Genomic DNA, 15,482 nt, shown 5'->3' on the forward strand with positions numbered 1-15,482 from the left:
CATCGGGAAGGAATCTCCTAAAATAACCGAACATGAAGTAGGATTAGAAAGGATGCAGCACCAAATTTTCCTGATGCTGCATCCTTTTATAAAAACGGCTTTCATCCTTGTGTATTAATGAAGATAAATCGAGATTGGCATTTCTAATGTTTATCTAAATAAAAATCGTGAACCAAGCAATATTTCTGGGGGATGAGAGATTTCTAGGTGGTTTTGGCAAGCATATTTCTCTTTAATCTAGCAATAGAAATGCGTGCTCCGGTATAAAAAAAATCAGCGAGAATCTGGCCAATCAGCGTCATCTGCGCGCTATCCAAAAGCGAAGCTACATAGCCCCCCTCTTTTCCGCTGGTCCCAAAATCCAACTAAACCTTTTTGTGCCTTAGAGCCTTTGTGGCATTTATCATAGAAGCCACGGAGTTGCCAATCCTGTCAGGGTTTATTTGTCGTCTCTTGGCTTTTCAAATTTTTAAATAGAATCGGCGAGAATCTGGCCAATCAGCGTCATCTGCGTGCTATCCAAAAAGCGAAGCTACATAGCCCCCGGCTTTTCCGCTTGATCCAAAATCGTGTAATCCGTGGCCTAAGTTTCCGCGGAAACAAACCATTCACTTCAAGTCCACGCGCAAAATATCCCCATCCGCTGTCAGGTAAAGCTGCCGCAAATCGGCAGAAAAGGCACAATTGGAAATCAACTGGCCTGTATGGATCTTTGCCAACACATTGCCCTCAAGATTGAATATCCACACGCCATCCGGCCCTGAAGCAAACAAATAACCTTCTGGATGCATTTTCATTCCATCCGGAAGACCGTTGCTGCCCCCAAGTTTGACTTTGTCTGTAGCATCAAAGAACAATTCACGCTTTACTACCTCACCAGGATTTTCTATGACATAACGAAACCAAGCGGCTTTTTTCTCATCAGAATTGGCCACAAACAGGTACTTTTCGTCTGGCGACAGCGCTATCCCATTAGGCCTGGACAGAGAATCCACCAAGCGCAAATCCCCATCATTCTTCAAACAATAAATACCCTGAAAGGACAATTCCTTTCCTGCATATTCCGGGGGTAAACCATATGGAGGATCAGTAAAATAAAGATTGCCTTGCCTATCAAACACACCATCATTGGGGCTATTGAAGCGCTTGTCCTGATAGCTGTCAGCCAAACTGGAAAACTCAGAAGATGGAACATCAAGGCCTGCCATCATTTTGGCCACCCGCCTGTCTCCATGCTGCATCAATACCAGTTGGCCATCATTATCCAACAAAAGGGCATTTGAACCGGGTTCTCTGCTGTATGTACCTTCTCCCGAATAGCCCGACTGATGAAGATAAATGCTGGTATCACCATTTGCTGTCATTTTGTACACTTTGTTCTGGGGAATATCCGAAAACAACAGGAAACCGCCTTCCTCAATCCAAAGCGGTCCTTCCACCCATTCAAAGCCTGAAGCCATCCGATGGATCTTGGCATCTGGAGCAATCACCTGCAAGGCTTCATCATCCAGGATTTCTATGGAAAAGGATGAAGGTGATGCTGATTCGATTTCCTGCTTTATATTATCGGATGTTTTGCTGTTTGAGCAAGCCACGGCTGCCCCAAGCGAGCATCCCAATAGTACTTTCCTTATGTTCATTTTCTATGCTAAAATTTGAGTAACAATATAAATCAACAACATGGCACTTACACCAAAAACAAAAGTACCTGCCGTCTGCACCTGATACCCTTGCTTCACATTCATACCTGTCAATTGCGTCAGCACCCAAAAAAAACTGTCATTCACATGCGAAGCCACCGATGATCCCGCACCAATCGCCAGCACGGTCATCGTCTGCATAAAAGTGCTGTCAAGCCCTAGAAAGGACATCAATGGAGCACAAATAGATGCGGTCGTCACCAAGGCCACGGTACTGCTTCCTTGGGTAGTCTTTAAGCAAGCAGCCAAAAGAAAGGGTACAAAAATTCCCCATTTGGCACCTTTAAATCCCGCTGTGACCGACTCGGCCAAGCCTGATTCCTGTAGCATCTTACCGAATATTCCTCCGGCACCTGTAATGAGAATGATTGGGGCAGCCACTTTTAGGGATTCCCCTACCCAACCTGACGAAGAAAAAACAGCTTCATCCAGCTTTTTGGGCAATAGCAAGGAAAGGATAACCCCTACCAACAAAGCAATTACCGGCGTTCCCAAAAACAAGAATATTCTCACAAGAAAGCCACTCCCCGGATTCACAGCAGGATATTCCAGTACCGATTTCACCAAGATCAATAGCAGGGGGATTAAAATGGCCAAAAGTGATTTCCATAGTGCTGGTTGCTCCTCAGGCCGACTGGGAACCTCCACTTTTACGGACACCTTAAGTTTGTCAGCTACAGACCTGGCGTACCAATAACATGGAACCAATGCCAAGCAACTTATCAATAGCCCCCAAAGAATCACATCGCCCAAGTTGGCACCAAGAATCCCTGCTGCGGCAATTGGTCCTGGTGTGGGGGGCACCATCACATGGGAAGCGGTCAAGCCCATCGCCAAGGCCGCTGTCGTTCCGGCGAAGGACACACCAGCTTTTTTTGAAAGCATCTTATTCAATGGATTCATCATCATCAAAGCGCTATCTGCAAATATCGGTATGGACAGTACATACCCTGTTAGCATCATCGCCAGGTGTATGGACTTTTTCCCGATCAGCTGCAATATCCGATTGGCAATGACCAATGCCCCGCCTGACTTTTCCAGAATGGTTCCGATCGTCACACCAAAAAGAATAATCAATCCAATTTTTCCCAAGATCTCCCCAAAACCTATATTGATTGCTTCTACCATTTGCTGTGCAGACATCCCCGCAGCAAAACCATAAGTAAGCGCGGCAAGCAGCAACATGAAAAAGGGATGTACTTTAAATTTTATGATCCCTGTAATCAGTACCGCCAGCGAAAGGATCAAAGCAATCAAATAGGTCATTGGAGTTTAGGGTTATGGGTTATATATTATTGGGTTGAAAGTTTCTAAGGTTGAAAGGTTTCAACCCGAAATTAATGCCGTTTAGCTAAGAGCGGACAGTGACAAGGTTATCATTCCGACGAATAGCCTTTCCCGATCTGTCGTCAGCCCCGCATGACTATCGGGGACATACGTTAACTAAACGGCATTGAACCCGAAATGTCACGTCCTGAATTTAGTGGACACTTTTATCACTTACTATTCTTTATATTTAATTACTGGAGTCTGAGTAAATTTCAAATATGATCAAAAACTGTCTTTAGATAGAAGTTTGAGGGTTTTTATTCCAATTCCTAAAATGCCCCCATCCCCTAAAGGGGAGCTTTAGAAAGTCCCCTTTAGGGGATTTAGGGGTGTAAACAGTTGATTTTTTTTCAATTTGACGATTGTTTTCTCAGACGCCAGTAATATTTAAATTGGGCCTAGATATTCACCTCACCATTCTGCAAAGCTTCCATCGGTATTTCTCCATACGGGGTTTGCCCAACTGTGCCCTATTTTCTGTCCTTCCCGCAATTTCTCTTCATCCATTTCCACTCCCAACCCCGGCCGATCAAACAATCCAATAGCCCCATCTTTTAGATCAAAGACTTCAGGGTTTTTCACAAAATCCAACAGGTCAAATCCTTGGTTATAGTGAATTCCCAAGCTGCTCTCTTGGATAATCGCATTGGCCGAGACAAAATCCACATGCAACGCTGATGCCAAGGATACCGGACCAAGAGGACAGTGTGGTGCCAAGGTAATATCATAGGCTTCCGCCATTGCAGCTATCCTGCGCACTTCGGAAATTCCTCCAGCATGGCTCAAGTCCGGCTGAATGATATCCACCACGCCTTGGTGCAGGATTTCCTTGAAATCCCAGCGGGAGAACATCCGCTCTCCCGTGGCTATGGGAATGGATGAATAGCTATAGATATGCTTTAGTGCATCATTGTTTTCAGCGAGCACGGGCTCTTCAATAAACATGGGGTTATACGGCGTCAGTTCATCAATTAACCGCTTGACCATGGGCTTGTGCACACGACCATGAAAGTCAAGGCCAATATCCAGCTGGTCGCCAAAATGCTCACGAATCAGTTGGATGTTTTCAACCACTTTTTTGGTTTCCCTTACCGAGGACACCCAGTCCATCTTTCCTGTGGCATTCATTTTGACGGCCCTGTATCCCGCATCGACCTTTTCCTGCGCTTGTTCCAAAACCACCTCGGGATGGTCTCCTCCGATCCAGCAGTACATTTTCATCTTTTGGCGCACAGCCCCACCTAACAATTCATAAACCGGCACATTCAGGTGTTTCCCTTTGATATCCCAAAGTGCCTGGTCGATACCTGAGATGGCACTCATCAAGATCGGCCCTCCACGATAAAATCCACCCCTGTAGAGCACTTGCCAAATATCTTCGATCTCATTGGCCTGTCGCCCAATCAGGTACTGTTCCATCTCCTTCACGCATGCCGCTACGGTGTCTGCCTTCCCCTCCACTACTGGCTCTCCCCATCCTATCAATCCTGATTTAGTGGTAATTTTCACAAAAAGCCATCTTGGCGGCACTTTGAACAGCTCAATACGTGCTATGGCTAGCGCTTTATTCATATTGCTTTATTTTTTCTACATACTTCCTGGCATTGTGGGCGACGATTTCTTCTGTAAGCTTGAGGCCATCGATATGTGTCAAAACACTGCCCAAGCCTAGCCCATCGGCTCCTGACTCCATCCATTTCTCCATGTTCTCCAGATGGATACCTCCAACGGCAAAAAAGCGCCCCTTATCAAAAGGTGCTTTGATCGCCTTTAAATAGCTTGGCCCAAAATTTCCTGCGGGAAACAGCTTTATGATATCTGCTCCCTGTTCTAGCGCTTCCCCTACTTCAGTGGGTGTCAAAGCACCCATTACGACCGGAATATTGTGATCATGGGCTACAGAAATGACTCCAGAATGGGTGTTTGGGGAAACCAAAAACTGGGCTCCCGCATCTATGGCCTTAATGGCCAGATCCCTGTTGGTCACCGTGCCCGCACCAATCAAAATATCTGGATATCGCTCCCTGTTTTCCTTGATCTTTACTGTAAAATCAGGGCTATTGGTAGTGATTTCCAACACGCTTATACCTCCAGCCACCAGCCCGGCAATCAACACCGGAACGTTACCGGCATCTCTGACACGGACGATCGCAATAAGTTTTTCCCGTAGGATAATTTCACAAGTCTCTTCTCTGGTCATGCTTATGATCGGTCAATGGATTTGGTAAAATGAAGATAATTTTTGCGGGTATCGTGCAAATGCTTCTCCATGGCTTCCTGAGCCCCAAAAGGATCTTGGCGGATCACCGCTTCCAAAATTTCTTGATGATGGCTGAGCATATTGGCTTTTTCGCCCTCCAGGTTACCTGATGCGGGCTTGGCAAATACATCCATTTTGAATTTTGGCATTAGGCCAAACACGGGACTCAGCAGCAATTCCAGTACACTATTATTTGTAATGGAAAGCAAAATTCTATGAAAGTCATTATCCAATTCCGCTTCGTGCTGTTTATCCTCCAAAGCACACACTCGCATAGCATTCATATTCTTTTCCAACAGTTGGATATCTTGATTGCTACGTTTCATGGCTGCTTCAGCAGCGATTCGCGGTTCCAGTACACGCCTGGCCTCAATCGTCTGCAGCATCAAATCCGAATCAGAAGAAAGTTCAAAGAACATATTCAACATCTCTGACGCATTTTGCACACTTACTTCTGATACAAAAGCTCCGCTCCCCTTTCTCACTTCGACAATTCCCCGTGCACTCAATGTCTTGACGGCCTCTCTGATGGCGGTCCGACTGACATTAAATACCTCACACAGTTCCTTCTCAGTAGGGATTTTTTGTCCTGGAAGGTATTTCCCTTCCCTTATAGACCGGGTCAGCACTTCCTCTACCTGTGCACTCAGGGATTTCCGTTTACCTATCTCGCTAAATTCCATGAACGATAATTTTCATCAAGATATAAATTTGTCATACATCATACAAATTACAGGAATTTAAAAGTTATAAAATTGAAAGATTATAAACGTCAACGATTAATATCCAATATATTCTAACAGGGGATTACAAATCCCCTTCATCGGGAGTTCCTGAGTACAAATCAGGAACAGCATGCTCTTCCTTTCGTCAGACATACAATTTCGGCTCTTCATATACCCTCAAACTATATGAGCGGAAAACTTGCTAGGTCTTACAGGCTCTCTAGGGTTACGCTTTCCTTCAAAACACCCCCACCTAACCTCCCCGCCGCAGCGAGGAGTAAATTGACTCAATACTCCCATCTAGGTGCTTTTGTCTTTAATCTTTCTTACCCGATACTTGATACTTTTCTTCCTGGTTCTTTTCCCAGCCTCCCCCCCCAATGCAGAACAGTTTTGTCGGAACAATGTGCTTTTTTTGAATCTAATTGGTACTTACAACCCATAACATTCAATGACAGTAGATATGATACCCAAACGCATGCAAGCGTGTGTAGCCAAATCGACATGGTTACTTTTTATGTTTTTGGCCTTTGGCCTGAATGCCCAACAAACAGAAAAACAATACCTCAGCGGCACCGACAGTAAAAACACCGTAGAGTGGGATTTTTTCTGCACAGGAGGTAGAAACAGTGGTGAATGGACGACGATCAGTGTCCCTTCCCATTGGGAGCAAGAAGGATTTGGCACTTATAATTATGGCCGGGACTATGTGACTTACGGCAAAAATTTCCGCTTTGCCGATGAGCGGGGAAAATATAAGCATACTTTTAAAGTTCCCTCGGACTGGAAAGGTAGCACCATTGAATTGGTTTTTGAAGGCTCCATGACCGATACGGAAGTAAAAGTAAACGGTCAACTGGCTGGTGATATCCACCAAGGTGCCTTTTACCGGTTCAAATATGACATCACCGACAAACTCAAATTTGGCGAAGAAAACCTTCTCGAAGTCACTGTGAGCAAAATGTCAGCCGACCATTCAGTCAATCGTGCTGAGCGTTACGCTGATTATTGGATCTTTGGCGGTATTTTCCGACCAGTTTACCTGCAGGCCATGCCAAAGGAGCACATCGCCCAAGCCGCCATCACTGCGGAAGCTGACGGCTCATTTAGTGCAGAAGTGACACTGGAAGGGCTGGAGAAAAATGCCGAATTAGCCGCAACGATTACAGATCAGTCCGGCAAGATCGTCAGCCAGTTTAAAACAAAGACTAAAAAGAATGACCAAAAGGTCGTTATTTCCAAAAAATTGGACAAGATAAACACTTGGACTTCAGAAACGCCCAACCTCTACCACCTTACACTCAGTCTGAAGCAAAAAGGAGAACCACTCCATGAGATCCATGAGCGCTTTGGCTTCCGAACCATCGAGATCAAACGGGGTGATGGCATTTATGTAAATGGCACCAAAATCAAGCTGAAAGGTATCAATAGGCATGCTTTTTGGCCTGAAACCGGGCGATCATTGACACCAGAAATAGACCTTAACGACATCCTGCTCATCAAGGAAATGAACATGAATGCGGTAAGAACGGCACATTATCCTCCTGACCCTTCCTTTTTAGACCTTTGTGATAGCTTGGGGCTTTATGTAATGGATGAACTGGCGGGGTGGCAAAACGCCTATGACACCGCTCCTGGTGAGAAATTGGTCAAGGAACTGGTCGAAAGAGACCTTAACCACCCGTCCATCCTCTTTTGGAGCAATGGTAATGAGGGTGGAACCAATAAGGAATTAGACGATGATTTTGGGATGTACGATCCTTCGGGAAGGCCAGTCCTTCATGCCCATCACCGCCCTGGGAATTCCCACAATGGTGTGGACACCGACCACTATGAAAATTATAAAAGCCTGCAGAATAAACTGCAAGACACCCTCATCTACATGCCCACCGAATTCCTGCACGGCCAAGATGATGGTGGTGGAGCTGCAGGACTTACTGATTACTGGGAGCTGATGTGGAAATCAAAGCTGTCAGCGGGAGGCTTTCTCTGGGTCCTGTCCGATGAAGGCATCATCAGAACGGACATCCACAATAAAATAGATGTAAATCGATTGAATGCCCCTGACGGATTGGTCGGCCCATTCCGCCAAAGGGAAGGTAGTGTTTACGCCATCAAGGAAATATATTCGCCCGTTCACATTGAAGCTATTGATGATATTTCCAATTGGGACGGGGTCCTTAAGCTAGAAAACCGTTACCATTTCACCAATCTTGCTAAAGTTTCATTTCACTGGAAGTTAGTATCATTTAACGATATTGGGGATCCCAAAACTGGTTATGAAACAGTGCAATCTGGCCAGCTACAAGGCCCAGACCTAGCCCCTACCGCGTCCGGCACGCTAGCGCTTCCATTACCAACCAACTGGAATGAGCAAGATGCGCTAATGCTCACCGCGACCGACCACCATGGTGAGGAAATCTATACCTGGTCTTGGCGCATACAGCCCAACCAGAATTTGATCAAGGAAACCATTATGGCCAAAGGGGATGAAACCAGCAAAGTGGAAGATAAAGATAGCGTCTTGACCATTAGCGGTGGCCAGTTTGCCCTGACCTTCAGCAAGGCTGATGGGAAACTTATCCATATCAAAAAACCTTCTGGCCCTGAACTGTCATTCGGCAATGGCCCTGTCTTCACAGAAGGAGAAATCAGCGTCAACGACGTTTCCTACGAAGAAAAAGACGGAAAGGCCGTATTTAGGGTAAATTATAAAGGTGCTCTGAAGTATGCCGATTGGAGCATTGCCGACAATGGCTGGGTGACACTCAATTATGAATATGAATTGCCTGAAGGTGATTATGCTTATCCAGGCATTAGCTTTGATTACCCTGAAGCCAATGTCATCAGTGCCAAGTGGCTTGGAAAAGGCCCTTTCCGTGTATGGAAAAACCGCCCGCAAGGAAGGTTTGACGAACATCAAAACATGTACAACGACACCCACACTGGAGCCACTCCATGGGAATATCCTGAATTCAAGGGATATTTTGGTGACATTGCCTGGATGGAAATCAACACGGCCCAAGGTAAATTCTACGTCGTGGCCAAAGAGCCTAATCTTTACGTCCGTTTATTTGACTTCTATGGCATCTCAGGACCTAGCGGCTATCCTGCCCTCCCAAAGGGTGATATTTCTTTCTTGGACGGAATTCCAGCTTTGGGCAGCAAACTCGCCCTAGGGATCACTGGAAACGCCTCTGTCTATGGGCCAATGGGCCAAAACAACCACATGGATGGCCCCGTAAAAAGAACCTTGTATTTTTACTTTGGTATACTGCAAGATTGACCAATAACCACCATCTATTACTGTACCATCAAGGGGTTACTTCATCCTATTGGGATCCTGTTGGGATAGGCTGTCTTTTCGACGGCAGGAAAAATCTCAAAACCTATTTATAAACGAATTTGTATTTGAGATTTTTCCTGACTTCAGAATGAGTCGAACTGAGGTTATGAGATAGTTTCTATTTTTATACCGTTCGCCCATTGTTAGCCCTATGCCATTACCATTCGTTATGGGCGATAAAAATAAGGATGGGCTTGAAATCTACAGCATTGTGCCAATTACCAAAAGCTTCTTTATTTTTGCACTGCCATCAATGTAACCAGCCAGTGAAAAAAGTGAATCGAGGGTACAGAAAAGCCCGATACGTAGTTTATAAACAGACCATACTTAATCCTATCGATCATCTTTGGACTTTTGTGGGTGGTTTTTTGGGTATTGGTTGCATTGCTTTTATCCAGTCGGAACTGCATCATTTCAATGCTTTGGAAAAGGTCTTCCTGATTGGTTCCTTTGGTGCTTCTGCAGTACTGGTTTACGGTGCCACCAATAGTCCACTTGCCCAGCCCAGAAACCTGATCCTTGGGCACACGGTCAGTGCTTTTGTAGGGGTTACGGTGATGAAAACCGTTGGTCAATTTGATGTTTTTTGGCTGACTTGTGCCACGGCGGTTTCACTGGCTATCATTGCCATGCAAATCCTAAAAGCACTCCATCCACCAGGTGGAGCGACTGCCTTGATCGCTGTTATTGGTACCACTAAAGTAAAAGAACTTGGCTTTTTCTATGTGCTCAGCCCTGTATTCACTGGTGCGCTCATCTTGTTGGTGATTGCTCTTTTGATCAATAACATCCCCAAAGACCGCCACTATCCCTACAATCCAAAAGTATCGCCCTACATGGGCAGAAGAAAAAAATATTGGCTTAATATCCAGCGCACCTTGGGGATAAGGTAAGCCTTAAGAGTTATCTTTTAAAAAGTGCTAAACACAATGTACAAGATCAAAAAAGAAGCCTACCTTGAAAATTGGTAGGCTTCACGATTTCCGGTTATCCCGCCGTCTCTGACGCGGGATCGTGATGGGCAGAGACCCGGAACGCACCCCGGGATCCGATAGGATGGGTCTGTGGTATTACTATCGGCTACTACCTTGGATTTTTTTAGTAGAACAATTCGACATTGGTTATTAAGTTATTCGTTATTGGATCCCTGAGCAAAGCCGAAGGGTGGTTATTGGTTACTCGACACTCAAGTCTGCTTACTTGCTTTTGGCCTCATCCTTCCCTGCTGGCTAACTTAAGGAATCCTCTTTGCTTTGGGATACTTGGCCAGTCTGGCTTCCAGTGCTTTCACCACTTCCGGATGATCACCTGCAATATTTTTAGTTTCCTGGGCATCTTCCTGATAATCGTAAAGTTCATAGATCACTTCTTTATCTTTATCTTGTGTATGCGTCCAACGCACCATTCTGTAGCGGTCGGTTCTAATGGCTTCTCCCAAGTATCCTCCACGGTTATAGGCATGATAAGCGTGATCCTTGATAATGGTCTGGCCATTTTTTAACGTTGGCGAAAGGTCAATGCCATCAATAGGCTGAGGTCCCACCGGTCGGCCCAAACCTGCCAGGGCGGCCAATGTCGGGAAGATGTCCACTGTTTCGGCAAACTGCTTGGTACTGCTTCCACTGGCAGTCACACCAGGAGCCCTGAAAATGATCGGGATTCTATTTGCTTGCTCATAATTGGTGTGCTTGGTCCAAATGGCGTGGTCCCCTAAGTGCCATCCATGATCACCCCAAAGCACCACAATGGTATTTTCGTCCAAATCCAATCGCTCCAATTCCTTCAGCACTTTGCCCACCTGGGTATCCATATAGGTCAAACTGGCATAATAGCCATGTATCAGCTTTCGCTGCAAATCATCTTCATAAATGTGCTGGTGGTTAGGAATGGGAAAAAACTGGTTGATCTCCCCTCCTCTTTTGACGGCAAAGTCAGGAGCTCCTTCCGGGCCTTCTTCAAATTCCGCTAGTGGAAGGGTTTCGGGATCATACATGTCCCAGTATTTTTGGGGTACACTAAAGGGCAAATGCGGACGGGCAAAACCTACTGCCATAAAAAACGGTTGATCCTGATCCTTGCTCAAGTCCCGCAACCGGTCAATGGCATGTCGAGCCACCCGTCCATCGGCATAGGCTTCATCTGTCACGTCCGGACTTTCCCAGGCTGCCCCCCGTGGCAACTCGTGATTTGGAGGAGTATCTTCAATGTACATGCGTGTGTTTTCAAAAAATGCCTCTTCACGGGTTAGCTGTCCATTGGTACTTTCTGGTTCCACATATTCGATCACTTTTTCTTTCCAGTGTGGAATACTCCAGGAAGCCTCGTCATTGGTGTTGCCATGGCCGATATGGAAGACCTTGCCCATGCTTTCGGCATGATATCCAGCAGCCCTAAAATATTGGGGCATGGTCACCGCATCGGGAATGACATCTCTAAATTCCTTTCCAAAATCATACAGTCCCGTACTTGTAGAACGAGAGCCCAAGATCAGATTATACCGGCTGGAAACACAAACAGCCTGATTACAGTAAGCCTGGTCAAAGCGCATTCCGCTATTGGCCAATCCATCGATATTTGGACTGATGGCATGTTCATCTCCAAAAGCGCCCAAATTGGGTTTGAGATCATCCACAAGGATCAACAGGATATTGGGTTTTTCATTTTGTTGGGCCATCGCCATGGTAACTGCAAATAGCAGTATTACCAAAGGAACCCAGTTCTTAATTACTTTTAAACAACTACTTTTCATAGGATATTTTCAACTAAATCTTTGTTATTTTTTTTAAGCTTCAAAACGGACTCATATGCAATTGGTCTTCGTCATGGTCTCTCCTAATTATTATTGCGGGAAAGAGTAACGACAAAGAAGTAATCTCACCTATCGAACATGAGATTGCTTCACTCCACTACCGTTCCGTTCGCAATGATGTTTTTACATCATTTTACTGCAAAACAGGCATTACTCAAACCGCTGTGCCTCATCCGGACCAGGCTGGGCATAATCGGGGTCAATCGCACGGATATAAATTTCACCATCCTCCAAAACCTTCACTTCCAAAGGCACAATGGTCGTCCCTTGTTCATTGATTGTTTGGGCAGTTTCCCCTAAATCCTTGTTTTGGATTCCATCCTTACTTACTGGAGGCACATTTCCATTGTAAAATGCCGTACACCACCATCTGCCATCCTTGTCCTGAAATGGAGTTCCATGCCCCAAAAAGCGTCCTACAAACTTCCTTGGCCCGTAAGGTCCGGTGATGTTATCAGCGGTACAATAGTATAGGTTATAGGAGCCTTTTCGCATCTTGTCTGTAGACCAGGCGGTTCCAAAATGCACGTACTTATCTCCTATTTTTCTCAAGGTAGCTCCCTCATGACCGATTACTCTGTTGGCGGGATCGATCCGTTTTGGTTCTGCCGCTAGCCCTGAGAAACCGGGTTTAATTGGTGCAATAAAGGTGTTTCCCCAAAGCAAATACCATATTCCATCATCGTCTTTGAACAAACTTGGGTCATGTTTATTCTGCATATCATCCCCCATGGGAAAGGAAAAAGGCCCAGCCATGTGCTCACCTTCCGAGATCGCTAAATTAGCCCCACCTCTGACAGGATCCGGTGAAGTATGCACATAGATCCATTTGCCATCTATATGGTACAGTTCCGGAGCCCACAACCTCCAGTCGCTCGCCGGCTTTTCGTTCAGTTTATCCGGCATTTTTTGGGCCCAGTAGCCTTCGGCGAGATCGAAAGGCTCACCAAGTGACTCCCAGTGCAGCAGGTCTTCACTCCTCCAAACCCTGATCTTGTGCCCCACAATGCTAGGTTTTCCAAACAGCTCCATATTTTGGGCGTCCAGCCCTGTATTATAAGGTTCTGTCTCCTCTCGTGGATCATTGGGCAAGGGCGTAGTGCCTGTAAGATAATAATAGCCATAATTGTCCAAATAGATATAAGGGTCACGGATCCATCCATCTTTCAAATAAATGGCCTCATCATGCTGCTCAAAGATCGCCTTTTTTGAATGCTGCCCACAACCAGAAAGTGTCAGCACTCCACCGAACAAGGCTAAAACAACTTGTTTCTTAATGTTCATTTTTTCGTTCTTGTATGGTTTTTCCATTGGGTTTGGGACCAGGAAAGTAGTAAGGTTGCTTGTACAGTTTCTGTTCATCACCTTGTGCTACCATCCAATTGTCCAATTGCTTTTTCATTTTGGTCACTAAAGGCTGATATGCCAACTCATTGGCGAGATTATGCTGCTCGTTGGGGTCATTGGCAAGATCATAAAACTCCACTGCCGGACGGACAAAATACCGCTGGACCACCGCAGCTGCCAAAGGATCCTGTGCGGCTTGATCATCCCAGCTGTCCCAAAAAGCACCCGCCCCGTCTTTCCTCAAAATATCCGAATGGTTGGTGTGATAGGCATTGGGTATCAGATTGACAATGAGTTTGTAGCGCTCATTGCGAATGCTCCGCATTGGATAAACATTGAAGTTGCCGTCACCAGTGTGGGTGGTATAGATTACATCCCTGAAATCATTGGTATTCCCTTTTAGTACTTCCGAAAAAGATTTTCCGTCCAAATTATGGGGGATTTCACTACCTGAAACATCCAGCAAAGTCGGTAAAATATCCACCCAACTCACCATCGCTTTCGTTCTGGTTCCAGGGGTGATCTTACCCGGCCACTTTACGATCAGTGGTGTCCGGATACCCGCATCATAGAGATTCCACTTCCCAAAGGGCCACTGTGCGCCGTGGTCACTGGTAAACAGTGTAAGAGTATTGTCATCTAACATCTCATCAAGATAATCCAGTACCTGTCCCATTTCACCATCCATACCGGTCACATCGGTATAATACCGTGCTCGATGCTCCCTGGTAGATTTGGTATTGATGAAATATGGGGGCAAATCCACTTTTTTAGGATCATAGTCCAACTTATCGGTCCACCATACATGAGGCCTTCGGTCTCCGACAAAAATACAGACAGGTCCTTCCACTTTGGTGCTATCAAAATATCCGCTGATATTGTCGTACAGGCCGGTCTGCTCATCATGGTGAAAGTCAAAGCCGCACTTTTCATTACCACCATAATGAGCCACCTTTCCAAAAGCAAAAACCGAATAACCATTGTCCTTAAGCTGGCCGATCAAATACGGAATAGCTGGTTTGGGAAATGCATGATTTACCTCAGCGCCATTTCTAGCAGGCATCAGGCCGGTCAGCAAAGCCGCCCTACTCGGCGCACAGGAAGGCGAAGCTACAAAAGCATTGTCAAAGGTCATTCCCTCATCGCTGAGCTTTTCCAGTATTGGGGTCTTTACCACATCCGCTCCATATACCGACACATCCAAGTAGCCAAGGTCATCGGATAGATAAACGATCATATTGGGTTGTTGCCTTGCCGATGATTTGAAAATGATGAAAATACTCAACAGCAAGCAACATCCACAAACGGATAAAACGCGCCAGAGGTCTTTCGAACCCAGTGGTATAAAGGAGGTGTTTTTTGTTAGGTTATTTGGTTTCATTGTGTAATTGTACTGGTCATTGGTTTCCTATTTAAATATGCACAAACCATTGCTGGATGAATGTCATGGATCCCACAATTATTAACACAAATCCGTCAAATCCCCCATCCTTGGTAAACCAGGTTGTGAAACAGGTCCAAATCTTCCAGCTTGGACCTAAACCCACCAATATATCCAGACATTCATCCAGCCAAGCATCCAATCGAGTGGGTACTTATCTCCACTTATTCTTCCCTAAAGCACTTAACCTCCCCTACCAGGAGAAGGATGTACTTCCCTGATTATAGTTGACTGGATTAATCATTGGGTTTCATTGTCAAACATAGTAATAACTGGTCTTTCCCTAGATTGAATTTTAGACCAATTCCTTCCAAACTCCTCCGGACTTTTGCTCATTATTGGTTATGACGGGGGCTGCAACCATCCATAACGAATTGTGCTTGTCCCGGAGGCTATCGGGAACGAGGCAGTCTCGTCTAAAGAGAAGGAGATTGCTTCACTCCGTTGCTCAGCGTTCGCAATGAGGTTACACGTGTCTTAAGTCTCAAGTCTTAATACTCAATACTCATCTCATTACTTGATACT

General features: G+C 45.5%; 10 protein-coding genes. 2 read left to right on the forward strand and 8 right to left on the reverse strand.

From position 1 onward, the window contains the following. Positions 1–608: 608 nt before the first annotated feature. The 5 genes from FKX85_RS17735 to FKX85_RS17755 all read right to left on the reverse strand — a co-directional run bounded on the left by FKX85_RS17735 (position 609) and on the right by FKX85_RS17755 (position 5,972). A complete protein-coding gene (locus FKX85_RS17735) occupies positions 609–1,640 on the reverse strand; it encodes an SMP-30/gluconolactonase/LRE family protein (protein WP_141616002.1) in 1,032 nt (343 codons plus the stop codon). A gap of 3 nt (positions 1,641–1,643) precedes the next feature. After that, positions 1,644–2,966 (reverse strand): GntP family permease, encoded by a 1,323-nt coding sequence (locus FKX85_RS17740; protein ID WP_141616003.1) that lies wholly within the window; start codon positions 2,964–2,966, stop codon positions 1,644–1,646. 474 nt (positions 2,967–3,440) lie between these two features. Further along, positions 3,441–4,601: a galactonate dehydratase gene (gene dgoD, locus FKX85_RS17745; protein ID WP_141616004.1), complete on the reverse strand. Its 1,161-nt coding sequence runs from the start codon at positions 4,599–4,601 to the stop codon at positions 3,441–3,443. Beyond that, positions 4,594–5,229: a bifunctional 4-hydroxy-2-oxoglutarate aldolase/2-dehydro-3-deoxy-phosphogluconate aldolase gene (locus FKX85_RS17750; protein WP_229239670.1), complete on the reverse strand. Its 636-nt coding sequence runs from the start codon at positions 5,227–5,229 to the stop codon at positions 4,594–4,596. The genes dgoD and FKX85_RS17750 overlap by 8 nt, the downstream gene beginning before the upstream one ends. Positions 5,230–5,231: 2 nt before the next feature. Next, on the reverse strand, positions 5,232–5,972 hold the full coding sequence (locus FKX85_RS17755) for a FadR/GntR family transcriptional regulator (RefSeq protein ID WP_141616006.1): 741 nt from the start codon (positions 5,970–5,972) through the stop codon (positions 5,232–5,234). 493 nt (positions 5,973–6,465) lie between these two features. Between FKX85_RS17755 and FKX85_RS17760 the strand changes: the two genes are divergently transcribed. Together FKX85_RS17760 and FKX85_RS17765 are read left to right on the forward strand one after the other, a co-directional pair. Continuing rightward, positions 6,466–9,300 carry a glycoside hydrolase family 2 protein gene (locus tag FKX85_RS17760; protein WP_141616007.1) on the forward strand — a complete coding sequence of 945 codons (2,835 nt, stop codon included), beginning with the start codon at positions 6,466–6,468 and terminating at the stop codon, positions 9,298–9,300. Between the two features lie 326 nt (positions 9,301–9,626). Then, entirely contained in the window at positions 9,627–10,253 is a 627-nt protein-coding gene (locus FKX85_RS17765; protein WP_141616008.1) for an HPP family protein, read from the forward strand. Between the two features lie 341 nt (positions 10,254–10,594). Here the strand turns inward: FKX85_RS17765 and FKX85_RS17770 are convergent, their stop codons facing one another. The 3 genes from FKX85_RS17770 to FKX85_RS17780 form a co-directional block, all read right to left on the reverse strand. Beyond that, complete coding sequence (locus FKX85_RS17770) at positions 10,595–12,109, reverse strand: sulfatase (RefSeq protein ID WP_141616009.1); 1,515 nt, start codon at positions 12,107–12,109, stop codon at positions 10,595–10,597. A 210-nt stretch (positions 12,110–12,319) separates the two neighbouring features. Beyond that, a complete protein-coding gene (locus tag FKX85_RS17775) occupies positions 12,320–13,453 on the reverse strand; it encodes a family 43 glycosylhydrolase (protein WP_141616835.1) in 1,134 nt (377 codons plus the stop codon). Next, entirely contained in the window at positions 13,443–14,753 is a 1,311-nt protein-coding gene (locus FKX85_RS17780) for a sulfatase family protein (protein WP_229239671.1), read from the reverse strand. Before FKX85_RS17780 ends, FKX85_RS17775 begins: the two co-directional genes overlap by 11 nt. Positions 14,754–15,482 lie beyond the last annotated feature (729 nt).

This window comes from Echinicola soli, assembly GCF_006575665.1.
Taxonomy (GTDB): Bacteria; Bacteroidota; Bacteroidia; order Cytophagales; family Cyclobacteriaceae; genus Echinicola; species Echinicola soli.